Origin of the sequence: Hoeflea prorocentri (assembly GCF_027944115.1) — a bacterium.
Classification (GTDB): Bacteria; Pseudomonadota; Alphaproteobacteria; order Rhizobiales; family Rhizobiaceae; genus Hoeflea_A; species Hoeflea_A prorocentri.
Genome location: NZ_JAPJZI010000001.1, coordinates 2412197 through 2435988, shown reverse-complemented (window position 1 = coordinate 2435988; position 23792 = coordinate 2412197). Strand labels below are relative to the sequence as shown.

Here is a 23792-nt window from a genome sequence, read left to right as displayed (position 1 = left end):
CGTAGACCTCCTCCAGGGTCCGGATTTTTGCCCGTCTTCTTTGCCCACCGACAACCGGAGCTCCCATGTCGCAGAAAATAAACATTACATTTTCCAAATCCTCCGCGATCAAGGGTGGATTGGCCATCTTGCTTTGTCGCGACGAAGCCCGGCTTTCCCCCAGCGCACCGTCGGCAGACCCGAGCGGTGTCGCGACAAGGGCGATGGAAATCGCCGAATTTAAGGGCAAGAAACTTTCAACGCTCGATGTGCTGGTGCCGGAGGGAAGTCCTGCGGATCGCCTTGCCATTCTCGGGATTGGCGATCCGGCCGATCTTGAGCAGCGCGACTGGCTGCGGCTTGGTGGCGCCGCGCTCGGTCTTGCAAAGAAATCCCCTCAGATTACCATTTTTATCGATGCAGACGAGGCCGATATCACAGCCGATGCAGTGTCCGATTTCGCTCTTGGTTTGCTGCTCAGAAGTTACACATTCGATGCCTACAAGACGCGCAAGAACGGCAACGGTGAGGGCAATGACAAAAAAAGCCTGTCGGTTATTCTTGTCTCACCGAACGCGACCGCCGCCAAGAAGGCTTTCCAGTCCGCTCAGGCCGTGGCCGGGGGCGTGACCCTGGCGCGCGACCTTGTCAATGAACCTGCAAACATCCTCGGACCGGTGGAATTTGCAAAAAAAGCCAGCGCGCTTGAAAAGCTCGGTGTCGAGGTTGAGATCCTCACCGAGAAGGAAATGAAGAAGCTCGGTATGGGCGCTCTGCTCGGCGTCGCTCAGGGCTCCGTGCGCCCGCCGCGCCTTGCAATCATGCAGTGGAAGGGTGGTAAGGCAAAGCAGAAACCGGTTGCCTTTATCGGAAAGGGCGTCGTTTTCGATACCGGCGGCATCTCCCTAAAACCGGGTGCCGGCATGGAAGACATGAAGGGCGATATGGGCGGTGCCGCGTCAGTAATCGGACTGATGCATGCACTGGCCGCCCGCAAGGCCAAGGCCAATGTCATCGGGATAATCGGCCTCGTTGAAAATATGCCTGATGGCAACGCGCAGCGCCCCGGTGATATCGTGACATCAATGTCCGGGCAGACAATCGAGGTCATCAATACGGATGCCGAGGGCCGGCTCGTCCTGTGCGATGCGCTTTGGTATTGTCAGCACCGTTTCTCACCGCAATGCATGATCAACCTGGCAACCTTGACCGGAGCGGTTATTGTCGCCCTCGGGCATCATCATGCAGGCCTTTTTTCAAATGATGATGAGTTGTGCACGCAGCTCACGGCCGCCGGACATGTGACGGACGAGAAGGTGTGGCGCATGCCTCTGGCACCCGAATACGACAAGCTCATCGATTCGAAATTCGCCGACATGAAGAATGTCGGAGGCCGGTGGGCCGGCTCGATCACCGCCGGGCAGTTCCTGCAGCGCTTCGTCAACGATGTTCCCTGGGCTCATCTCGATATCGCCGGAACTGCGATGGGGTCTCCGCAAACCGAAATCAACCGCTCCTGGGCGTCGGGCTTCGGTGTGCGGCTGCTCGATGAGTTCATCCGCGCCAACCATGAAGGCTGAGGATTGCCGCCGCTTGTCGCGCCGGCAATTCCCGGTGTAGCGTGATGCGATGACCGAGGTCCTGTTTTATCATTTGACCGAATCCCGCCTTGAAGACGCCTTGCCGCCCCTGCTGGAAAAGAGTCTGGAACGCGGCTGGCGGGTTGTGGTGCAAACCGGCAGCGAGGAGCGGCGGGACGCACTCGATCAACATTTGTGGACCTATCGCGACGAAAGCTTTCTTCCGCACGGCACCGACAGCGCGGCGCATCCCGATCGTCAGCCGGTGCTGATCTGCGCCACGCAGGGCAACGCAAATGCCGCGCAAGTGCGGTTCATTGTCGACGGCGCCGACCCGTCGGAGCTTGAGGCCTACGAGCGGGCGGTCTTCATGTTCGACGGCCACGATCAGGTGCAGGTCGAGGCGGCCCGGTCCCAATGGAAAGCGCTGAAAGAGGAGGGCCATGAACTGACCTATTGGCAGCAAACCCAGGATCGCCGATGGGAAAAGAAAGCCTGAAACTGATCTGTGCCCGCGCTGGCGTGGCGACTTGCATCACCTTCAATACCTGCTAAGAGCCTTAGCAATTACGAAAGAGAGCCGGGCAGAACTGGTGCATTCCATCCTCAATCCGTTCAGGAAAAATGAGCTTAGCCCGGTCTCAAGCGACTGGTTTGCTGCGGGATTTGCCGCCTGTGCTCTGCTCACGTTTTACAGGGTGTTTTTCCTCTGGTTCGACCAGACGGATCTTTTTGTCGACGAGTCGCAATACTGGCTCTGGGGGCAGGATCTCGACTTCGGATATTATTCGAAGCCGCCGTTGATTGCGTGGGTTATCCGGCTGTTCACAGAAGTCGCCGGCAGTGATGCAATATTCTGGGTGCGGCTGCCGGCGCCACTTTTCCATTTGGCCACAGCCTGCATACTCGGCTCACTTGCCAGGTATCTCTTCGATGCGCGCATCGCGTTCTGGGTGATGATCTCCTATGTCACCATGCCCGCCGTCACGCTCGGCAGCGCGGTGATCTCAACCGACACGATCATGGCGCCGTTCTTTTCGCTGGCACTCCTGTTTTATTTCCGGCTCTTGAAGGAAGGCTCGGGGATTTACGCAGCGCTTGCCGGTCTTGCGGCGGGTCTGGCGTTTCTGGCGAAGTATGCCGGCATCTACTTCATCCTCGGCGTTGTTTTGGCCGCGGTCTTCATGCCGGCGGCGCGACCCTCCTGGCGTCATGCGCTGACGATGTTTGTGGTTTTCGTAGTTGTCGCAATGCCAAACATCGTCTGGAATTTTCTCAACGATCTGTCGACATTCGAGCATACTTTGGACAATGCAGACTGGGTGCGACGTGATGCCAGCGAGTTCAGTTTGAAATATCTCAAACTGGCGGAGTTCTTCTTCAGCCAGTTCGGTGTATTCGGGCCTATCCTGTTCGGATCGCTCCTTGCCGCCATCTTCCGGGCGCGGCATACAGATGCGCGCATCCTTCTTTTCTTTTCGATCCCCGTCATCGCAATCGTCTGTATTCAGGCGCTTCTGTCCAAGGCCTATGCGAACTGGGCTGTCGCTGCCTATTTTGGTGGAACCGTTCTGGTCATCGTCGGCCTGATCGAAGAACGGTATTTCCGCCTTTTGAGGCTGTCGGTGTGGATCGGCGTTGTTATGGCGATCGGACTTCCGGTCATCACGGTTATGGCCAAGCACGTTAGCATCGACGGAGAAAAGCCGGCCATGAAACGCCTTCTTGGCCGTGAGGCCATCAGCCTCCAGGCCATTGACGTTGCCAGGGACAACAATGTCGACATTATCTTGTCCGGAAACCGCGATGTTGTCGCCGATCTGTTCTACACCGGACGCGATAGCGGCTTCGATATCCGCACCGTGAACCCTGACGGGCGACCGCAGAATTACTACCAGCTCAAATTTCCCATCGGCCGGGATCAGGCAGGCCAGAAGGTGTTGCGTGTGGAACCGGGCTGGAAGCTGGCAAAATGCGATGGCCAAGAGATAGAACCCGTCGCGACCCTGAACGCCGATGGCGGTTTCCAGCATGGCAATCCGGTTGGTGCGTTCATATTGGACGGCAGGTGTTTCGACGATGCAAGATGATTACCGAAATATGTCGCTGGCGGTTGTCGGTGCGCTCGCCGTGGTCTTTGTTCTGTTCAACCTGTTTCCGGGGATCGACATTTGGGTGTCGGAACGTTTCTTCGATTCCCAAACCCGACAGTGGACAGCGCAAACCGGCTTTTTCAACGCTTATCGTGAACTCTTCAATATTGTCAGCATCGGCTTGAGTGTCACCTGCCTGATTCTTTGGGGTGTCGCCTTGTGGCGTGGTCCCGTGTTCACCGTGCCGCGGGAAGTATGGGGCTTTGTTCCGCTGTTGTACATTCTCGGCCCCGGACTTCTGGTCAATGCCGTTTTGAAAAACAACTGGGGCAGGGCGCGCCCGGCCAATGTGACGGAGTTCGGTGGCGACCGGACTTTTTCACCGCCATTTATCATGTCGGATCAGTGTGAACGCAATTGCTCCTTCGTCTCGGGAGAAGGCTCCGGAGCAGCGGCATTCTTCATCTCCGTTCTCGTGCTGAGTGCCTACATAGCCAACAAGACGCTGCGCCGCACCATCCTGACCGCAGCGTTTCTGGCCGCCGGGCTGGCGGCGGCATTGCGGGTTTTCAAGGGGCGCCACTTCCTGTCGGACACGATCGGAGCGATCCTGTTTGTCTCGCTGGTCGCCGTTCTGCTTCATTGGCTGCTGATAGGCCGCATCAACAGTCAGGCTTCAAGACGCGGCAATCACGCCTGATTGCTCAGTCCGTCAGCACGATGAAGTCTGTTCCCTTGTGGGATTCGGAGCTGAGGCCGCCATCCGTAATCACAAGAGACGATCCCGGCACCATCATGGTCGTCAGCCGTTTGCGCACGTATTGCGGCATGACGATACGGTTGAGTGCAGACTGAGCCGTTGTTGTCCGGTAGCCGTAACTCTCCTTGATATCCAGAAGCGCGCTTGCGCTGATATTGTCTGACAAGGTTACGTAAACCCATTGCAGTCTTTCCTGCTCATCCCGGTGGGGAAGGGCCGTCAGGAAATGGGTTCCCAGCGGTTGCTCGGCGTCATTGAGAAACACCGGCGCATCGAAAAGAGGCTTAAACCCCTGGCGCACGTAAATGTGCCCGGTCGAAAACGCACCGCGTCCGGTGTCGAGATGCAGTTGGCGCGCAAGCGCGACAGAGACAGCGCCGGTCGGCTGCTCGCCGCGGCTTTTCTGGTAACGCAGAATAGCGGCACCCGTATCCGCACCGATCAGCCCGTCTGCCTCTCCGGCGTCGAAGCCAAGCTGATTGAGCATCATTTGAATGTCGCGAACCAGTTCCCGCCCGGTTCGTTGCGTGACCAGAATACGGATCGGCTCTTTGGATTGCGGAAACTCGAAACCGTCATCCTCACCGACCGGGGTCAAAGACGGATCGAAGCCTGTCCGCATAACATATCCGTCCGAAACCGGAAGACTGACGCCTATCGGATTTGCGGCCACGTCTTCTTGCGGTTCCCCGAAGGTCAGAAGAGAGCCGCTGTCCTTGCGCTGCATGGGCTTGACGGTCGCGGAGACCACCGAGGCTGCCGGGTTGGCGATGTCGGCAGGCCTGCCACCAGGATAAAAAAGCTTGTCGTGCGATATCGGCCGCGGCGATACTTCATCGTCCGCGATCAGAACATGGGCTCCGATCCCGGTAAATCCGAACAGCTTTTTTGCAAATCCGGCGGGAAGACGGACACAGCCATGCGAGGCTGGATAATCGGGCACATCACCCGATTCATGCAGCGCTATTCCTGACCAGGTCAGCCTTTGCATAAAAGGCATCGGGGCTTGGCTGTAGATATTGGATTCGTGGTAGCGCCGCTTTTCCAGGACGCTGAAGATGCCCGTTGGCGTATCGTTGCCCGGTTTACCAGTCGACACATCGGATCGGTAGACCAGTTCGCTGCCTGCAAAGACGCGCATGGTCTGATTGTCGATGGAGACCAGCATCAGCACCGGACGCTCCGGCCGGGCTTTCGGGAGGACCTTTGTTTCTTCTACGGCGTCAGCCGTCCCTTTAGACGCTTGGGCGGGAAAGGTGCTTGCGCCCGAAAGTGCGGTCGCAAGGATCAGTGGCAGAACCAGTCGTGGGAAAGACAGTATACGCATAACACAAGGTCCGTCTTACATCGAAGCCGCTATTATGCGCAAACCGGATTAGAAATCAGTAAATCTCTTGCCCGACAGTCTTGATAGCCGTGTCGGACGAAAGTGCGTGTTGTCTTTTACGTAAACGTCATTTACCCATTGGGCTGCGATACATCTTCCAGCCATCGATAAGGCGTAATCAAAACCGGGGAAAAGAAATTGTCGAAACCTGTTGATTTTTATTATGATTTTGTAAGCAGCGCGTCCTATGTCGCGCATAAGCGGTTGCCGAAGATGGTGCAGGATGCAGGCGGCGCGATCAACTGGAAACCGATGCTCCTCGGTGGTGTGTTCAAGGCAGTCGGAAATACCGGCCCGGCAACCATCGCGGCGAAAGGCAAATGGATGTTCGACGATCTGAACCGTATCTGCGCAAGGCATGGCTTACCGTTTTCGGTCAACCCGAAGTTCCCGCTCAACACGGTAATGGCTCTGCGCGGTGCGATCGCCGCAGGCCGGATCAGCGAAGAGGTTCGCGACAAATATATGGATGTCATGTTCGACGGTGCATGGGCGAATGATGATGATATCTCCGATCCGCAAGTTGTCATGGAACTCATGGACAATGCCGGTCTGCCCGCTCAGGAAATCGCAAACATGGTCCAGGATCAGGCGATCAAGGACGAGTTGCGTGCAAATACGGAAGAGGCGGTTGAAAGAGGCGTCTTTGGCGCACCCACATTCTTCGTCAATGACGAAATGCATTGGGGGCAGGACCGGGTTGATGACGTGATCGAGGCGCTTAACAGGAATGGCTGAAGCAGGCTTGCTCTATCCTCGGCCTGGCAAGAGCGACAACGCTGAATGACGACGCCACCGGCTTCCGTTCGAGCCGGAAAGATCCAAATCGAATTGCCGGTGCCGCTTCAGTCAAGGCATGCTGCATTGATGGTCAAAGGTTTTCGTCAGGAGTACGATCTTCCAACAGGTTTTGGCCGTGCGAAATCTGTTTCACGGTTCCGATGACAGGGATTGAAGGTCGCATTCGTAAAGCACCAGCAAATGGGCTGGTCCTGGCGCGGTACCCTTCTGCGAAAAGCCCGACCTTAGCATCAGTCGGTGCGAGCGGGTGTTCGGTTTGTCGACGGCCGCAACGAGCCGGGAAAGACCCAATGTCGAGCGGGCGTAATCTATGATCGCGTCCATGGCTTCGCTGGCCAGGCCGCGCCCGCACATATCCGGTAAAACCGCAATGGTCGGTTCAACCCCGTTGGTCATTTTGGGCGACACCGATGCCTCAGCCGACACAGGCGTAAGACCGACGATACCGGCAAAGCCTTTCTGCGCATGCTCGATCACCCAGTAGCCCATGCCCTTGGCATCCAGTCTTTCGCCTTCGGTGACAATGTCGGCGACCTCGGCGCGGGTCAGGACCTTGTCGTCGCAAAGGAAACGACGCACGTTCTTCTCCTGCAACAGACCCAGAATGTTACCGGCATCGCCGGACAAGGTCGGACGTAGCGTTCCGGAGGGGATCGGTAGTTTTGTTTTCATCTTCCGGTACTCTAACCTGAACATCCGCCTGGGTCATGACCCGAACCATGTCCGGCATGACAACAAGTCACGGGCGACCGTCCCGCAAATCCTGAAGAAGATCTGAAGGAGCTGTAGAACCGGATCAGGCTGTGCAAACCGCTCAGTCCGGCAGTCTGCGGGCGATAAAGAAGCCGTAACTGACAAAGGCTGCATATTGTTCGTAGAGGTCAATTTCCCGTTGCTCCGCTGCAACGAACGACCGGGCCATCTCCGAACGATCGTATTTTTCCAGGAGCGCCTTGAGATTCTCTTGCATGGGGCGATAGTAATTATCCAGCCAGCAGTGCTCGGGCAGGACGAAATAGCCGATCGGCGTGTAGCCGTTGGCTTCCAGTTGCGCGATCTTTGTCGATGCCGTCGCGACCTCCGGATACTCCCGGGACCAGTGCTCATTCAGTTCTGCCGGCCGTTCCTGCGTCAGCCATGTGAGTTCGGAAACTGCAAGGATTCCACCTGGCTTGAGAAAGGAGCGCCAGCTCCGTATGCCGTTTTCGAAGCCGATATTGTATATAGCGCCTTCCGACCAGATGGCGTCGAGGGATGATGGTTCGAAACTCAAACCGTCCATGGAAGCGGCCAGTGTCGTTATATGCTGCAAAACACCTGCGGCATCGGCGCGTTTTTCCAGTTCGCTCAGGAAATCGGGCAAGAAATCTACCGCCGTGATATCCGCTTTGAGGGACTTTGCGAGCGCGATTGTCGATGCGCCCGTGCCGCATCCGATGTCGGCAATCTTCAGACCCGGACGGCCGGAAAGCCCCGAAAGCGAAATGGCGCGTTTCGTTTCCGCATCGCCGCCCGGACCCTGCCTGAATGCCGGCTTGTGCAGGTCTATCAACAGATCCATTTCGTCCATTTGCGGCTCCTGTGATCGTGGCTTGGGAAGGTCTTTTCAGAGGTGGTGATCGCCATACGCATCGGCCCATAGCGCACCGGTGCGAAGGTAATGACGTGATGATAGCGTCCGGGCCTTCCGGCGTCGACCTGCCACCGTGTCGCGTCTGATGCGTAATCTGCCGCGATTGCGTTTGACCCGCATGGGCGCATTGCCTACAAAGACTGACAGCGTGTGACGGCGCCCGATTCCAGCGGGCTGAGAGAAATTCCGGTGCAGCCGACCCAATCAGGGGGCTTATTCCGGAGCTGTCCAGACCGGTCCGGCGAAGGTCGTCCTTCGCGGCGTTTCGTGCACGATAAATGCCAGCGGAGTGGTTGCCATGACACGCATGATTTTATTTTCGATCGTATCTGTTTTCCTGCCATCATCAGCCTATGCCCATATGGGGCATGTCGGAGAAGTTGCCGGTCATTCGCACTGGGTCGGCATCGCCGCCGTCCTGGGTGCTGCGGCTCTTGCTGTCCTTGTTGCCAAGGCTGCCAAGCGTAAGCAACGCGCCGACGATGAGACGAAAGCCGAGGAAGAGACCGAAGAGCAGACCGAAGGCGGCGCAGCATGAGTGCGGACGGCAAAACCGGGATCATGGTTTGCGGTCACGGCAGTCGCAATCAGAACGCAGCCCGTGAATTCGCCAAGGTCGCCGAAGGGCTCAAAGAACGTTATCCCGACACGCCCGTAGAATATGGCTACCTCGAATTCTGCAATCCCGTGATCCATGCCGGGCTGGACCGGTTGAAGGAGCAGGGGGTGACCCGTGTCCTTGCGGTGCCGGGGATGCTCTTTGCCGCCGGTCACGCCAAGAACGATATCCCCTCGGTGCTCAATACGTACCAGGCGCAAAATCCCGGTATGGCGATCGAATATGGCCGTGAACTCGGCGTCGATCTGAAGATGATCCGCGCCGCCGGCGCACGCATTGAGGAGGCCGTGGCAAAGGCGAATGCGGAAAATGGCGAGGTGCCGCCGCTGGAAACGCTCCTTATGGTGGTCGGCCGCGGCTCGTCTGATCCGGACGCAAACTCGAACGTTTCCAAGGTCACCCGCATGCTGTGGGAAGGGATGGGTTTCGGCTGGGCCGAGACCTGCTATTCGGGCGTGACCTTTCCCCTCGTCGAGCCGGGCCTCCGTCACGCCGCCAAACTTGGCTATCGCCGGATCATTGTCTTTCCCTATTTCCTGTTTACCGGTGTCCTGGTGAAGCGGATTTACAGCCATACCGATCTCGTGGCCGCTGATTTTCCGGAAATCGACTTCGTCAAGGCAGGTTACCTTAACGATCATGCGCTGGTGATCGATACGTTTCAGGACCGGGTCGAGGAAACCCGTGAAGGTTTGGCGCTGATGAACTGCCAGATGTGCAAATACCGCGAACAGGTGCTCGGGTTCGAGGCCGAGGTCGGTCTGGCGCAGGAGAGCCACCATCATCACGTCGAGGGCATTGGCGGCGGGCTGGAGAACTGCCCATGCGGTGGCGATTGTGATGCATCCTGCCGCGATGAAGCCTTCTGCCGTGAACACGGCCTGCCATGGACGCCGCTTCATGATCACAGTCACGATCATGCGGATGGTCACCACCACCATCATGGCGACGATCATCACCACCACCACCATCATCATCCCTATCCGCATGCGGATCACCCGCATGGACCGGCCTCGATGAAGAAGCGGTGAGTGACGGCGATGCCGTACAGCTACATCAGAGATCCCGCCGAGATTTATCGGCAAAGCTTTGAAACCATCTGCAACGAGGCGGATTTTTCAAAGTTTGCCGAGGGCTCGCATGACATTGTCGTGCGGCTGATCCATGCGTGCGGCATGGTCGATATTGTCGACAATCTGGAAATCTCCGACGGCGCTGTCGAAGCCGGCTGCGAGGCGCTCAAACGCAACCGTCCGATTGTCTGCGACGTGGACATGGTGCGTCAGGGCATCATACGTCGCCTGTTGCCGCCGGACCTTCCGGTACTGTGCGGCGTTTCCGATGAAGAGACGGCAATACTTGCAAGGCAAAATGAAACAACGCGGTCGGCTGCGGCCTTTGAGCGATTGTCCGGGGATTGGGCCGGCGGGATCGCCGTTATCGGAAATGCGCCGACGGCGCTCTTTCATCTGCTTGATCTGATTGAAGATGGCGCGGAACCGCCTGCGCTGATCGTTGGCATTCCGGTTGGCTTTGTCGGGGCGGTAGAATCTAAGGATGCGCTGGTGCAGAACTCACACAATGTGCCGTATATCACCGTACGCGGTCGGCGTGGCGGCAGCGCGATGGCTGCAGCCGCTGTCAATGCAATCGCCGGTGGGCTTGGCGCATGACGACGCAGGCACCATGGCTGACCATCCTTGGCATCGGCGACGATGGCATCAATACGCTGACACCGCCGGCCCTTGCGCTTATGCAGCAGGCAACAACGCTTGTTGCACCGGAGCGCGTGCTTTCCTGTCTCGATCTCGAAACACTTGGTCTGGAGGACTGTGAGGTGGTTCCCTGGACGATGGGTGTCGGCCCGACGCTTGAGTTTCTGAATGAACGGCGCGGCACCCCGGTCACCATTCTGGCGACGGGTGACCCCATGCATTTCGGCATCGGCGCCACCATGCGGCGAACGATTGAAGCCGACGAGATGATCGTTATCCCGTCACCCTCCGGTTTCTCGCTGGCGGCGGCACGCATGGGCTGGAGCCTTTCCGATGTCGCCTGCATCTCGCTGCATGGCCGTGCCGTTGCCGGGCTGGAGCCGCATGTGCTTCCTGAAAACCGCATCCTGTCGCTGACATCTGTTGGGCGCACGATCCACGAGGTCGCAAACATATTGGTGGAGCGCGGCTACGGCGGCTCCCGCCTGACGATCCTTGAACATATGGGTGGACAAACCGAAAAGCTCGTGGAGAAACGGGCCCGTGATGTCGGCGACTATGACCGTGAACATCCGGCCTTTGCGGATTTCAATGTTCTGGCCATTGAATGTGTGGCAGGCGAGGGCGCGGACATCCTGCCGCCGCTTCCGGGGCTGCCCGATGATGTGTTTGTCAATGACGGGCAATTGACCAAACGGGAGGTGCGCGCCGCAACAGTCTGCGCCTTGCGGCCCTGCCCCGGCGCGCTCCTGTGGGATGTCGGCGCCGGCTGTGGCTCCATCTCGATCGAATGGATGCGTGCAGCCCGTTCCGCCAGGGCGATTGCGATTGAACCTTCCGGTGACCGCCGTGCCATGATCGCCCAGAACGCGACGCGGCTTGGAACGCCGCGTATCCGCATCGAGGAAGGCGCTGCGCCGGCCGCATTGTCCGGTCTTGAGCAGCCGGATGCGGTGTTCATCGGCGGTGGGCTGGCGACAGATGGCGTATTCGATGCCTGCTGGCAGGCGCTGAAACCTGGCGGCAGGATGGTCGCCAATGTGGTGACACTCGAAGGTGAGGCACGCCTTTCAGCGCTTTATGATAATCACGGCGGAGAGCTGACACGCCTGTCGGTTGCCCGGGCGCAACCGGTTGGCGGCATGTCCGGTTGGAAGCCGTTGATGCCAGTCACGCAGTGGCAAAAGACAAAATCTCGGGGGCAGCAATGACCGGCCGGCTGTACGGGCTCGGCGTCGGGCCGGGCGACCCGGAACTCTTGACCCTCAAGGCACACCGGCTGCTGCAGTCCTGCAAGGTGATTGCCTTTCCCGCACCAGATACGGGCCCCAGCTTCGCGCGGTCCATTGTTGAGCAGTTTGTTGTTTCGGGACAGGTGGAATATCCGATCATTATTCCCATGCGGACCGAGCGGTTCCCCGCACAGGCAATCTACGATGAAGCGGCAAAGCACCTCGCAGGTCACCTTGAAGCCGGAGAAGACGTCGCTGTTCTTTGCGAGGGCGATCCGTTTTTCTACGGCTCATTCATGTATCTTTACGAGCGCCTCGCGGGGCGTTTCGATTGTGAAATCGTTCCCGGCGTGTCCTCGATCATGGCGGGCGCAGCCGCGCTCCGCCGTCCGCTTGCCGCACGCAACGATGTGCTCGTGGTTATTCCAGGGCCTTTGCTGGATGAGGCCATTGCGGAGAAACTGTCGACGGCCGATGCTGCCGTGATCATCAAGGTCGGCCGTCATTTTGACCGGATAAGAACCCTGATCGCAGAGCTCGGGCTGACCGGACACGCCGGATATCTGGAGCGCGTGTCGCTTGCCGATGAGCGCATCCTGCCGCTTTCGGCAGCGACCGGAACAGCTCCTTATTTTTCGATGATCCTTGTCTACAAGGGTGCCGAGGACTGGGTGTCGAGCCTTCCGGTCATCGAGCGGGATTCGGCAAGGGCCGGTGAAGAGGAAGTGCACAATGTCTGAACCGCGACCCGCCATTGTTGTCCTCAGCCAAACCCATCTGCAACTTGCGCGGCGCCTGGTGGGCTTGGTTGACGCTGAGCTTCACGGCCTGCGCGGGCGCGTCGGAACGGCGGATGTGCTGTTTGATTCAACGGCACGGCATGTCGGTGACCTGTTTCGCTCGGGCCGCCCGATTATCGGTGTCATGGCGAGCGGAGCGCTCATCAGATTGCTGGCGCCGCAGCTGACTGACAAGCATAACGAGCCGCCGGTGCTGTCGGTATCGCAGGACGGGAGCAGCATTGTTCCGCTGCTCGGCGGTCATCACGGCGCCAATGATCTGGCGCGGCTGATCGCAGACGGGATCGGTGGGCATGCGGCGATCACAACCGCCGGCGACCTGCAATTCGGCATCGCACTCGATGCGCCGCCGCAGGGCTACGTCCTGATCAATCCGCAAGCCGCCAAACCGGTCATGGCGGCGTTGATCGGCGGCGAAACTGCCAAGCTTTCAGGGGCGAACGACTGGCTTGAACAATCAACCATTGCTTTTTCGGACAATGGTTCGGTGGTGCTGACGACGACTGCCTTGGCCACCGTGCCGCGTGAAAACGAACTTGTCTTCGCACCCCGGGTGCTGTGTCTCGGTATCGGCTGTGAGCGCGGCGCACCAGCTGAAGAGGTCATCGCACTTGCCGAGGAAACGCTGGCGCAAGCCGGTCTTACGGCTAAAGCGCTGACCGGTGTGTTCTCGATCGATCTGAAGGCGGATGAAACGGCAATCCATGCCGTCGCGGGTCACTTTGGTGTGCCGGCCCGCTTCTTCGATGCCGGAAGGCTGGAACAGGAGGCCGATCGGCTGGAAAACCCGTCCGATATCGTCTTCGCCGAAGTCGGCTGCCATGGTGTTGCGGAGGGCGCGGCCCTGGCCGCAGCCGGTGCTGATGGCGACCTTGTTGTTGCCAAGCGCAAGTCGCGGCGCGCCACCTGCGCAGTCGCCAAGGCCTTGCAGCCGGTCGCTGCGACGCTGCCGGGCAAGGCGCGCGGAACGCTGTATATTGTCGGCATCGGGCCGGGCAGCGATGGCTGGCGCTCACCGGAAGTCAGCGACATGATCGGCCGCTCGACAGACCTTGTCGGCTATTCGCTCTATCTCGATCTGGTCGCCGGTCTTTCGCACGGCAAGGCGCGTCACGATTTCGATCTCGGAAAAGAAGAAGCCCGCGTGCGTCATGCCATGGAACTTGCGGGCGAGGGCCGTACGGTTTCGCTTGTGTGCTCAGGCGATGCCGGCATCTATGCGATGGCAACGCTTGCTTTCGAGCTTCTGGACAAAGGCCGTACGGGCCGGGATGCCGATGGCGGCTTGAGCGATGCCGCCGGGCGCGTTGAGATATCGGTTTCGCCAGGTATCTCCGCATTGCAGGCCGCCGCCGCGCGCACGGGTGCGCCTCTCGGGCATGATTTCTGCACCATCTCGCTGTCTGACTTGTTGACGCCCTGGCCGGATATCGAGCGGCGTGTGCGGGCAGCCGCCGAAGGTGACTTCGTGATTGCCTTCTACAATCCGGTGTCGCGTCGCCGGCGCACCCAGCTTGCCTTTGCGAAGGAAGAATTGCTCAAGCACCGGCCCGGCGACACGCCGGTTGTGCTGGCCACCAATCTCGGCCGCGAGGGTGAAAACGTCCGTATCGTACCGCTCGCCTCCTTGAATGTTGACGATGTGGACATGCTCACCGTCGTCATTGCCGGCTCATCGCAGAGCCGCACGGTCCGCACCGGAGACGGACGGGAGTGGGTCTATACACCCCGCGGCTATGCCGCGAAGGAAGGAAGTGTGCTTGACGGGAAGGAGGCGGCGGAATGACCGTTTATTTCATTGGTGCCGGGCCCGGCGCCGCCGATCTGATTACCGTGCGCGGACAACGGCTTGTCGAGAAATGCCCGGTCTGCCTTTTTGCCGGATCGCTGGTGCCGCAGGAGATCGTCACCGCCGCTCCGGATGATGCATTGGTGCTCGATACCGCCCCCATGCATCTCGACACCATCATCGAAGAAATCGAAAAGGCACACCGGGAAGGCAAGGACGTGGCCCGGGTGCATTCGGGCGATCCATCCATTTATGGCGCCATCGCGGAACAGATGCGCCGTCTCGACAGTCTCGGTATCGACTATGAGGTCGTACCCGGTGTTCCCGCCTTTGCTGGTGTGGCGGCACAGCTCAAGACCGAATTGACCCTGCCGGAGATCGCGCAGACAGTTATCATTACGCGAACGGGCATGAAGGCCTCATCCATGCCCGATGGCGAGCAACTGGAACTCCTCGGCCAGTCCGGCGCCACGCTGGCCATCCATCTGTCGATCCGCAATCTGGATTATGTGCGCAACGCGCTCTCACCGCATTATGGCGAGGATTGCCCGGTGGTGATTGCCTATCGCGCGACCTGGCCGGACGAACTCTACATCAAGACGACGCTTGCCGAGATGAAGCAGGAAGTGCGCAAGGCAAAACTGACACGAACAGCGTTGATCATGGTCGGGCCCGTGCTTGGCGACGTCGCATTTCGCGATTCCGCACTTTATGACGCCGACTATTCTCACGTGCTTCGCAATGCCGGCAAGAAAAAGAACCGTGAGGCCGTCTAGCTTATGGCCGCCATCAACGCATCCACGGTCTCAAACGCGCCATTGTCGTTCCCTCGCGGGCGTTCGACCATGATGACGGGCAGGCCAAGGGCGCGAGCGGCGAGGATTTTGGCATATGCGCCTGTGCCGCCGGAATTGCGGCACACGATGTGGCTGACGGAAGAATCGCGAAGCATCCGTGCTTCTTCCTCCGGATCGGTCGACGGCTTTCCGCCTATGAGATCGAAAGACGTGAAAGATGGCAGGTCCAAAGGAGGGTCCACCATACGCAAGATGAAATGCACATCATCGCGGGTGGAAAAGACGCCAATGTGCTGGCTGCCAAGTGCGAGCAGAACACGAGATCGTGCCGGAATGGTGCTGCAAGCCGCCTCGAGCGTTTCGACGCATGTCCATTGGTCACCCAGCTGTGCCTGCCAGAGCGGGCGTTGGAGCGACACCAGCCGGACGCCCGCCTTTTCGGCCGCCGCGTGGGCATTGGCGGATATCGTTTCCGCAAAGGGATGGGTTGCATCAATGAGCAGATCAAATCCCTCATCGCGCAGATATGCCGCAAGGCCGTCAACGCCGCCAAAACCGCCAATGCGATGGTCTCCCGCCGGCAGCTTCGGCTCAACCGTGCGGCCTGCAAGGGACGTCACCACTCTTGTTGAGCCGTCCTTTGCGATCCGGTCGGCAAGGTCGACCGCTTCACCTGTGCCGCCGAGGATCAGCACGGATTTAAGGGTATCGGGCAAGCACATTTCCCTTTCTGTCGGTCACGATGATATCGACCGAAACCGGTGCTCCGCGCAAAGCTTCCACCGCTGTTTCGCAGGCCTTGCAGGCAACAGGTCCTGCGATATCGAATTTGTTTTGTTTTGCGATTTCAAGAACTTCCAGAGCAGTGTTTGCAGACAGTATCCGGTCTTCAACATTGATTCCCCGATGGCTTTGCGGCAACAGGCCTGCAAGGAATTCCATGTCGACCTGACTGCGGCCGGAATGAAGGTCGAGCGCCCCTTGCGCCAGCTTTGTAAGCTTGGCGAAACCGCCGGCGATGGTCAGCCTGTCGACCGGATGACGGCGCAGATATTTCAGCAGTCCTCCGGCAAAGTCGCCCATGTCGAGAAGCGCGATGTCGGGCAGATCATAGATTTTCCGGGCAGTTGCCTCCGAGGTGGAGCCCGTTGTGCTCATGACATGTGTGAGGCCGGCCGCGCGAGCCACATCAATGCCGCGATGAATGGAATGAATCCACGCGGAACAGGAAAAGGGCTGTACGATGCCCGTTGTGCCGAGAACGGACAGACCGCCGACAATGCCAAGCCGCGGGTTCCACGTTTTTTCGGCCAATTCTTCGCCGCCCGGGATCGAAATGGTGATTTCGATGTCCGCGGATTGGCCGAACCCGGCGCAGACGTCGTCCACCACATTTTGCATCATCTCGCGTGGAACCGGGTTGATCGCCGGCTCGCCAACGGCGAGCGGCAGACCCGGCAGGGTAACCCTGCCTACGCCGGAGCCAGCGGTAAACCGAATGCCGGCGCCGTCCGGCAGTTTGCGCACTGTCGAAACGACGGTCGCGCCGTGCGTCACATCGGGATCGTCTCCGGCATCCTTGACGATGCCGGCGGAGGCGTATCCATCGGCACTGCTTTCGAAGGCAAGGGCAAAGGACGGCTCTTGTCCCTTCGGCAGCCGGATCGTGACCGGATCGGGGAACGTACCGCTGAAAAGCGCGGTCAGCGCGGCCTTGGTCGCTGCCGTCGCACAGGCGCCGGTGGTCCAGCCGCGGCGCAGCGGAGAGGGTTCGCTCTTGGTTTCCGTCGGCGTTGCAGTCATGCTGTGCTTATAGGCGAGAGGCTGCGGGAGCGGAAGTCGGAGGCCCTGTCATGACGGACGGACTTTTCAGGGGATTGCCGGCAATCGAGCCGGGAACCGTCTGGCTTGTCGGCGCAGGGCCCGGCGACCCCGGACTTTTGACCCTTCATGCCGTGCATGCCATCGGCCAGGCCGATGTGATTGTCTATGATGCGCTGGTCAACGCCACCTGCCTTGAGCTTGCGAGGCCTGGCGCAAAACTCGAATATGCCGGAAAACGGGGCGGCAAACCCTCTGCCAAGCAGCGCGATATTTCCTTGCGCCTGGTTGAACTTGCCCGTGCCGGAAAGAGGGTTGTGCGGCTTAAGGGCGGCGACCCGTTTGTCTTTGGTCGCGGCGGCGAAGAAGCCAAAGCTCTGTTCGATCACGGCATTGCGTTCCGCATTGTGCCGGGGGTGACGGCCGGAATTGGCGGTCTTGCCTATGCGGGCATTCCGGTGACGCACCGGGACGTCAATCACTGCGTTACCTTTCTGACCGGCCACGATTCCGGCGGCGTCGTGCCCGATCAGATCGACTGGGATGCGATCGCCAGGGGTTCACCGGTTATTGTGATGTATATGGCGATGAAGCACATCGCTTCGATTGTTGATAATCTGATGCGGGCAGGGCGGTCCGTGGATGAACCCGTGGCGATTGTCTGCAATGCGACGACCGATCAGCAGCAGGTGCTTGAAACCACCCTTGGCCAGGCCGAGCAGGACCTGATCGTTGCCGGCCTGTCGCCCCCCGCCATTGTTGTCGTCGGCGGCGTTGTCCCGATGCGTCAGATGCTGGACTGGATGGGGCACGGGCTTTTCGAACGCATGGGACGTGCAGCCGAATGAATGGCCTCCTGATCGCTTCGCCAATGTCCGGATCAGGCAAGACCACCGTTACGCTCGGATTGCTAAGAGCGTTGAGCCGGGCAGGCCATGCGGTTGCTTCCGGAAAAGCCGGACCGGACTACATCGATCCGGCATTTCACGCGGCCGCCTGCGGTCAGACCTGCATGAACTTCGATCCCTGGGCGATGCGGCGGGACCTGCTTTTGGCAAATGCCGGCCTTGTATCGGGCGGCGACCGGCTTCTTGTCATTGAGGCGATGATGGGGCTTTTCGATGCGGCGGCGGACGGAACCGGCGCTGCTGGCGATCTTGCAGCCCTGTTGCGGTTACCGGTGGTGTTTGTGGTCAATTGCGCAAAACTGTCCCACTCTGTGGCCGCGCTTGTGCAGGGATTTGCGCGGTTCGATCCGAATGTGATGATTGCCGGCGTCATCTTGAACAACGTTGCCAGCGAGCGGCACGAGGTAATGTTGCGCGATGCCCTTGATGTCATCGGCATGGATGTGTTCGGAGCCGTACGCCGCAAAGAGGCGCTGCAGCTTCCCGAGCGTCATCTCGGCCTGGTACAGGCCGGTGAGCATGAGGCCCTTGAAGCCTTTATCGAAGCGGCTGCCGACACAGTTGAAAGCGGATGCGATCTTGAGACAATTATGTCGGCAGCAAACACGTTTGGTTCCGTCGAAACCATGTCGAATGTCGATCGCCTGCCGCCTCCGGGACAACGGATCGCGGTTGCACGCGATGAGGCGTTTGCTTTCAGTTACGAACATATGCTTTTGGGCTGGCGGCGGCGGGGCGCGGAAATCTCCTTCTTCTCCCCTCTGGCTGCTGAGGCGCCGGCCGATGATTGTGATGCCGTCTATCTTCCCGGCGGATATCCGGAGCTTCACGCCGCACGACTGTCGGCAGCGAGCCGGTTTCGGGCAGGCATTGTGGCGGCGGCCGACCGGGATATTCCGATTTATGGCGAGTGCGGCGGCTACATGGTTCTTGGCGAAAGCCTGATAGACGGTGAGGGCGAGGGTCATGCGATGCTAGGTCTGCTTCCGCTGACAACAAGCTTCGCCGAACGCAGGCTTCATCTCGGTTACAGGCGCGCGGTGCCGTGCGACGGGTTTTTCTGCAGCAAACCCATGACCGCTCACGAGTTCCACTACGCAACGGTCAAGGCGGAAGGTGAGGCTGAAGGTCTTTTTGACGTTGAGGATGCCCGCGGGACCTCTCTTGGATCCGTCGGCCTGCGTCGTGGGAGCGTGTGCGGTTCCTTCATGCACCTGATCGACCTGGCGGATACCGAATGACCGGCACGACAGAAATTGAAACCATTGAGCATGGCGGTGCGCTGTCGCGTGCGTGTTCGCGATATGGCGGGGTTCCCGGCGAATGGCTCGATCTTTCGACCGGTATCAATCCGAACCCGGTCCCGCTGCCGGCAATCAGTGCCGGGGCATGGGCACGACTGCCGGATGAGGATCTGTTGAGCAGCGCCGCAGATACGGCAGGGATTCGCTATGGCGCAGCTGACGGCATCAGCCCTCTGCCGGTTGCCGGCACCCAAAGCGTCATTCAACGTTTGCCGGATATCTTCAGCGGCAAAGTTGCCGTGATCGGTCCGACCTATGAGGAATACCGGGTGCGGTTTGAAAGGGCAGGGCGCTCCGTCGACCTTGTGCCGGGCATGGATGCGCTGAGCGATGATTACGGCCTGGTCGTGCTGGTCAATCCGAACAATCCGGATGGCAGGACATATTCGCCCGGGGATGTACGCACACTGGCCCGTGATCTTTCAGGCCGAGGTGCTTTTCTGCTGGTCGATGAAGCCTTTGGCGACCTCCAGCCGCAGATCAGTGTTGCGTCGCAGGCCGGCGATGTCGAAAATCTCGTTGTGTTGCGGTCTTTCGGAAAGTTCTACGGTCTTGCCGGCCTTCGGTTGGGCTTCGTACTGGCCTCGCCGGCTGTTCGCAGCGTATTGGAAAACCTACTGGGAACATGGCCTGTGTCCGGTCCGGCCCTGGAAATTGCCCGTCACGTGCTCGCGGATGACGATCTGCACCGGCAGACAATCGCGTCAATAGGTGAGAGGAGCAGGAGCCTCAATGGCATACTTTATGAGGCAGGGTTGGCAATCGCTGGTAACACCGCTCTCTTTTCGCTTGTCGAAGATCCGCGCGCGGCGAAACTGCACGACCATCTCTGCCGGCACCGGATTCTGACGCGTAAGTTCAGCTATATGCCGCATTGGCTGCGCTTCGGCCTGTGTGCGAACGGGGACGATGACGAACGCCTGCGTGTGGCATTGCGTGCGTTTGTCGATAGCTGACGGGGCCGGGCAGTACCGTGGAACTCAACCTGGCAATATTGGTTCTGGCGCTTCTGGCTGATCGATTTGTCGGTGATCCGGACTGGCTGTGGCGACGCATTCCCCATCCCGTTGTGCTGTTTGGATGGGCCATTGATCAGGCGGAACGCTACGGTAACGGCGCATCGGCACCCGCCACGGAACGTTCACGTAACGGTCTGATTGCGACTGTTTTTCTCCTAATTGTATCTGCCTTTGCGGGCGGCCTGTTGATGCTGATGTTGCGTTCATTGGGTGTGGTCGGCTTGCTGATCGAGATTGCCATCGTTGCCGTGTTCATCGCGCAAAAAAGTCTTTCCGATCATGTCGGACGCGTCGTCACGGGCCTGCAGGAGCGCGGTCTGGCCGGCGGTCGCGAGGCGGTTTCGCAAATTGTCGGGCGTGATCCACAGAGCCTTGATGAACCGGGTGTATGCCGCGCCGCGATCGAAAGCCTGGCGGAAAATTTCTCCGACGGGGTCGTGGCGCCGGCCTTCTGGTATGCGGTGCTCGGCCTGCCGGGACTGCTTGCCTACAAAATGCTCAATACCGCCGATTCCATGATCGGGCACAAAAACGAGCGCTATCTCCACTTCGGCCGGGCATCGGCAAAGGCGGACGACCTGGCCAACTGGCTGCCGGCGCGGCTTTCCGCCCTTCTGATTGCTGCTGCGGCCTTCGTCAAACGGGGAGGGCGTGCAGCAGGGCACGCGCTGGACGTTGCCTTGCGGGATGCGGGTCTGCACCGTTCTCCGAATGCAGGCTGGCCCGAATGTGCCATGGCCGGAGCGCTTGATCTGGCGCTTGCCGGCAACCGCACCTATGGCGGCACGGTCGTGCGCGAGCCGGTGCTGAACGGGCCCGGCAATGCCGCAGCCGGTGCAAAGGACATTGCCGCCGCCATCGGCCTGTTTCAGGCCAGTTGCAGCCTGCTGACAGTGTTGGCGGCGGTCTTGTTCCTGCTATTGTGATTTTTCTTACATTCAAAAAAGCCACGAACTCAGAGATTGCATCTATCGACGCTGTAGTGCCCGACATATCACGCAGTCGATTGTGTTCATACTTGCCCCTCTGTGAGCAAAACCCGGTCAAATCGGTGATTGCTCGGTTGGGGAAGAGTGCGAGGCGCGCGATTTCCGTTGCGCGCTTAAGGGGGTGGAAATGAAACGTGTGCTTTCAGTCTTCATATTGAGTGTGGTGATACTGGCGCTGCTGCCGCTTGCGGCAGAGGCCGCTACGCTGACCGCCCGGATTGATCTTTCGAGCCAGACGATGGTCGTGACCCATCGCGGCAAGGTCAAATACCATTGGAAAGTGTCGACCGGCCGGCGTGGCTATTACACGCCGACAGGCTCCTACAGCCCGAAATGGTTGTCGAAACATCATCGTTCGCGCAAGTACAACAACGCGCCGATGCCGTTTGCCATCTTCTTTCGCGGCGGGTATGCGGTTCACGGCACCAATGAGATCAGCAGGCTTGGCCGCCCGGCCTCGCACGGATGCGTACGGCTTGATCCGCGCAACGCCGCGACGCTGTTTTCTCTCGTGCAGCGAGAAGGCTTCAAGAACACCCGGATCATCATCCGCAAGTAAGTTACTTGAGGATGATGTGTTTCATATTCCAGCGGTCATGAAACCATTGCCATTGGCCGGGATATTCGCGCACCCAGCTCTCGACCTTGTCATTGAGAAGCTGGGCTGTGCCGTTGATATCGATCTGTCCCTTGTCATTGCGCGGTAACTCGATCGCCGGCTCCATCTCCAGCCGGAACTTGCCGTTGGGCAGGCGGATCGACCGGGCCGGATAAACCTCGCAATCGTAGTTCCGCGCCAGTTTGACGAGCAGGGAGTTGGTCTGAACATCCATGCCGAAGAATTTGGTCTTCGCGCCCTTGTGGAACTTCTGATCGACCAGAAGACCAACGCCCTGACCCTGTTCCAGCACGCTGGCGAGGTTCCAGGATGCGCCTACGCGGGACGGGATCAATTGACCCATGTGGGTGCGCCGGGCCGCCATGAGCTGCTTGGCAATATAGGGATTGTTGGGCGGCCGGAAGAGGGCGGTAACATGCAGACCGTATTTCGCCCCAATGATCGGCAACAGCTCAAAATTGCCCGTATGGGCCGTGAACACGATGAACGGGCGCGGATTGTCGCGCAGGTCGAGGAAGCGCTCGATCCCGTCGACTTCGATCAGTCCGCCTTCGCCGTCACGCAGATCATGATCGATCAACTGCTCGACAAACACATACTCCACCATCAGCCGGGACATGTTGGCCCACATCTCGACCGCGATCTTTTCCCGTTCTTCTTCGGATTTCTCCGGGAATGCCCTGGACAGGTTGAAAAGAGCCAGCCGATGACGCTTGGTTTTTGGACCGATAAACGCCGCCGCCTTTTCGGTGAAGCGAAGAGCGGTCTGGACCGGAATGAGCCTGAGCAGCCTCAAAGCAGTGAAGACAATCTGGGCGACAATCCAGTTCTTGGCCTTATAGAGGCGGAAAAAGAATCGGTATGCGAACGGACTCACGTCTGTCAGTCCATCTTCAGTATGATCTTCCCGAACACCTGACGGCCTTCCATGCGCGCAAGCGCCGTGTCGATATCGTCAAGTCCCACTTCGGTGTCGATGACCGGATGAACCAGCCCGCGCCCCATTTTCTGCATGGCGTCAGCCATGTTTTCCATGCGGCAACCAAAGGAGCCGATGAGGCGCAATTGCTGCTGGAAGAGTTGCATCAGGTTCATTTGTGTGGAAACGCCCGAGGTTGATCCGCATGTGACCAGCCTGCCGCCGCGTTTCATGCACAGCATGGAGCCGGCCCAGGTGTCAGCGCCGACATGCTCAAAAACCACATCGACACCCTTTTTCTTCGTCAGCTTGCGCACGACACCTTCGAAGCGGTCTTCGCGGTAGTTGATCACGTGATCGGCGCCAAGAGCCTTGGCCTTTTCTATCTTGTCGTCGGACCCGACCGTGGTGATCACCGTGCAACCATGTTTCTTGGCCAACTGGATCGCCGCCGTTCCGATGCCTGAGCCGCCGGCCTGAACAAGGATCGTCTCGCCCGGTTCCAGGCGTGCATTGTCGAAGAGCATATGCTCAACCGTTCCAAAGGTGACGGGAGCAAGCGCCGCACCCACCGCGTCAACGCCGGGAGGGGCGGGGACGAGCAGCCGCGCGGGCAGGTTGATCTTTTCCTGTGCGAAGCCGTCCAGATGAAAACCATGTACGCCGGAAACATGTTCGCAAAGATTGTCGCGGCCCTCGCGGCACGCGCGGCAAAGGCCGCAGGTGCGCGCGCCATAGACCGATACCAACTGACCGGGAAGGACGTTTGAGACGCCCGGGCCAATCTCTTCGACGGTTCCCGATGCCTCGGCGCCGATGACAAGCGGCAGTTTGCGCTTGGCAAAGGCCATGCCGCGCCATCCCCATACATCGATATGATTGAGCGCTACCGCGTTAACGCGCAACGTAACTTCGCCCGCGGAAGGCGGGGCGGGCGGTTCAATATCCGCCAGCTCCAGCTTGCGGTCTTCAATGAGCTGCAATGCGCGCATGATGGTGCTGTCTTCCTGTCTACACTCGGTTCACAG

Annotated in this window: 24 protein-coding genes; 17 read left to right on the top strand and 7 right to left on the bottom strand. The window is 59.3% G+C overall.

The features are described from left to right. Positions 1 to 65: 65 nt before the first annotated feature. From OQ273_RS11460 to OQ273_RS11445, 4 genes are all read left to right on the top strand, one after another. Complete coding sequence (locus OQ273_RS11460; protein ID WP_267990638.1) at positions 66 to 1559, top strand: leucyl aminopeptidase; 1494 nt, start codon at positions 66 to 68, stop codon at positions 1557 to 1559. 49 nt (positions 1560 to 1608) lie between these two features. Then, positions 1609 to 2058, top strand: a complete 450-nt coding sequence (locus OQ273_RS11455) for a DNA polymerase III subunit chi (protein ID WP_267990637.1) — start codon at positions 1609 to 1611, stop codon at positions 2056 to 2058. Between the two features lie 94 nt (positions 2059 to 2152). Then, positions 2153 to 3649, top strand: a complete 1497-nt coding sequence (locus OQ273_RS11450; protein WP_267990636.1) for an ArnT family glycosyltransferase — start codon at positions 2153 to 2155, stop codon at positions 3647 to 3649. After that, positions 3639 to 4352, top strand: coding sequence for a phosphatase PAP2 family protein (locus OQ273_RS11445; protein WP_267990635.1), 714 nt, complete (start codon positions 3639 to 3641; stop codon positions 4350 to 4352). Before OQ273_RS11450 ends, OQ273_RS11445 begins: the two co-directional genes overlap by 11 nt. A gap of 4 nt (positions 4353 to 4356) precedes the next feature. Here the strand turns inward: OQ273_RS11445 and OQ273_RS11440 are convergent, their stop codons facing one another. Then, entirely contained in the window at positions 4357 to 5739 is a 1383-nt protein-coding gene (locus tag OQ273_RS11440; RefSeq protein WP_267990634.1) for a L,D-transpeptidase family protein, read from the bottom strand. 198 nt (positions 5740 to 5937) lie between these two features. On the opposite strand from OQ273_RS11440, the gene OQ273_RS11435 reads away from it, so the two are divergent. Next, complete coding sequence (locus tag OQ273_RS11435) at positions 5938 to 6537, top strand: 2-hydroxychromene-2-carboxylate isomerase (RefSeq protein ID WP_267990633.1); 600 nt, start codon at positions 5938 to 5940, stop codon at positions 6535 to 6537. 192 nt (positions 6538 to 6729) lie between these two features. On the opposite strand, the gene OQ273_RS11430 is transcribed toward OQ273_RS11435, so the two are convergent. Next, on the bottom strand, positions 6730 to 7272 hold the full coding sequence (locus tag OQ273_RS11430) for a GNAT family N-acetyltransferase (protein ID WP_267990632.1): 543 nt from the start codon (positions 7270 to 7272) through the stop codon (positions 6730 to 6732). A gap of 142 nt (positions 7273 to 7414) precedes the next feature. Further along, positions 7415 to 8170 carry a class I SAM-dependent methyltransferase gene (locus OQ273_RS11425; protein ID WP_267990631.1) on the bottom strand — a complete coding sequence of 252 codons (756 nt, stop codon included), beginning with the start codon at positions 8168 to 8170 and terminating at the stop codon, positions 7415 to 7417. A 361-nt stretch (positions 8171 to 8531) separates the two neighbouring features. Between OQ273_RS11425 and OQ273_RS11420 the strand changes: the two genes are divergently transcribed. Genes OQ273_RS11420 through cobM form a run of 7 tightly spaced genes read left to right on the top strand, consistent with a single transcriptional unit; the run spans position 8532 to position 15164 of the window. Further along, complete coding sequence (locus OQ273_RS11420) at positions 8532 to 8771, top strand: DUF6732 family protein (protein WP_267990630.1); 240 nt, start codon at positions 8532 to 8534, stop codon at positions 8769 to 8771. Further along, positions 8768 to 9883, top strand: a complete 1116-nt coding sequence (locus OQ273_RS11415) for a sirohydrochlorin chelatase (protein ID WP_267990629.1) — start codon at positions 8768 to 8770, stop codon at positions 9881 to 9883. Before OQ273_RS11420 ends, OQ273_RS11415 begins: the two co-directional genes overlap by 4 nt. A 9-nt stretch (positions 9884 to 9892) precedes the next feature. Then, positions 9893 to 10525, top strand: coding sequence for a precorrin-8X methylmutase (locus OQ273_RS11410; protein WP_267993082.1), 633 nt, complete (start codon positions 9893 to 9895; stop codon positions 10523 to 10525). After that, on the top strand, positions 10522 to 11778 hold the full coding sequence (gene cbiE / locus OQ273_RS11405; RefSeq protein ID WP_267990628.1) for a precorrin-6y C5,15-methyltransferase (decarboxylating) subunit CbiE: 1257 nt from the start codon (positions 10522 to 10524) through the stop codon (positions 11776 to 11778). Before OQ273_RS11410 ends, cbiE begins: the two co-directional genes overlap by 4 nt. Beyond that, on the top strand, positions 11775 to 12539 hold the full coding sequence (gene cobI, locus OQ273_RS11400; protein ID WP_267990627.1) for a precorrin-2 C(20)-methyltransferase: 765 nt from the start codon (positions 11775 to 11777) through the stop codon (positions 12537 to 12539). The genes cbiE and cobI overlap by 4 nt, the downstream gene beginning before the upstream one ends. Further along, positions 12532 to 14385, top strand: coding sequence for a precorrin-3B C(17)-methyltransferase (cobJ, locus tag OQ273_RS11395; protein WP_267990626.1), 1854 nt, complete (start codon positions 12532 to 12534; stop codon positions 14383 to 14385). The genes cobI and cobJ overlap by 8 nt, the downstream gene beginning before the upstream one ends. After that, positions 14382 to 15164 (top strand): precorrin-4 C(11)-methyltransferase, encoded by a 783-nt coding sequence (gene cobM / locus OQ273_RS11390; RefSeq protein ID WP_267990625.1) that lies wholly within the window; start codon positions 14382 to 14384, stop codon positions 15162 to 15164. Before cobJ ends, cobM begins: the two co-directional genes overlap by 4 nt. Here the strand turns inward: cobM and OQ273_RS11385 are convergent. Then, positions 15161 to 15901: a cobalt-precorrin-6A reductase gene (locus tag OQ273_RS11385; RefSeq protein WP_267990624.1), complete on the bottom strand. Its 741-nt coding sequence runs from the start codon at positions 15899 to 15901 to the stop codon at positions 15161 to 15163. The genes cobM and OQ273_RS11385 overlap by 4 nt on opposite strands. Then, a complete protein-coding gene (locus tag OQ273_RS11380) occupies positions 15885 to 16988 on the bottom strand; it encodes a cobalt-precorrin-5B (C(1))-methyltransferase (RefSeq protein WP_267990623.1) in 1104 nt (367 codons plus the stop codon). Before OQ273_RS11380 ends, OQ273_RS11385 begins: the two co-directional genes overlap by 17 nt. A gap of 50 nt (positions 16989 to 17038) precedes the next feature. Here OQ273_RS11380 and cobA point away from each other — a divergent pair, with 50 nt between their 5' ends. The 5 genes from cobA to OQ273_RS11355 all read left to right on the top strand — a co-directional run bounded on the left by cobA (position 17039) and on the right by OQ273_RS11355 (position 21785). Beyond that, on the top strand, positions 17039 to 17854 hold the full coding sequence (cobA, locus tag OQ273_RS11375; protein ID WP_267990622.1) for a uroporphyrinogen-III C-methyltransferase: 816 nt from the start codon (positions 17039 to 17041) through the stop codon (positions 17852 to 17854). Beyond that, entirely contained in the window at positions 17851 to 19155 is a 1305-nt protein-coding gene (locus OQ273_RS11370; RefSeq protein ID WP_267990621.1) for a cobyrinic acid a,c-diamide synthase CobB, read from the top strand. Before cobA ends, OQ273_RS11370 begins: the two co-directional genes overlap by 4 nt. Then, positions 19152 to 20174, top strand: a complete 1023-nt coding sequence (cobD, locus tag OQ273_RS11365) for a threonine-phosphate decarboxylase CobD (protein WP_267990620.1) — start codon at positions 19152 to 19154, stop codon at positions 20172 to 20174. Before OQ273_RS11370 ends, cobD begins: the two co-directional genes overlap by 4 nt. Positions 20175 to 20191: 17 nt before the next feature. Then, positions 20192 to 21163: an adenosylcobinamide-phosphate synthase CbiB gene (gene cbiB, locus OQ273_RS11360; RefSeq protein ID WP_267990619.1), complete on the top strand. Its 972-nt coding sequence runs from the start codon at positions 20192 to 20194 to the stop codon at positions 21161 to 21163. Positions 21164 to 21353: 190 nt separating this feature from the next. Further along, positions 21354 to 21785 carry a L,D-transpeptidase gene (locus tag OQ273_RS11355; RefSeq protein ID WP_267990618.1) on the top strand — a complete coding sequence of 144 codons (432 nt, stop codon included), beginning with the start codon at positions 21354 to 21356 and terminating at the stop codon, positions 21783 to 21785. A gap of 1 nt (position 21786) precedes the next feature. On the opposite strand, the gene OQ273_RS11350 is transcribed toward OQ273_RS11355, so the two are convergent. Beyond that, a complete protein-coding gene (locus OQ273_RS11350; protein WP_267990617.1) occupies positions 21787 to 22722 on the bottom strand; it encodes a lipid A biosynthesis lauroyl acyltransferase in 936 nt (311 codons plus the stop codon). A 5-nt stretch (positions 22723 to 22727) separates the two neighbouring features. Next, positions 22728 to 23756: a zinc-binding dehydrogenase gene (locus tag OQ273_RS11345; protein ID WP_267990616.1), complete on the bottom strand. Its 1029-nt coding sequence runs from the start codon at positions 23754 to 23756 to the stop codon at positions 22728 to 22730. Positions 23757 to 23792 lie beyond the last annotated feature (36 nt).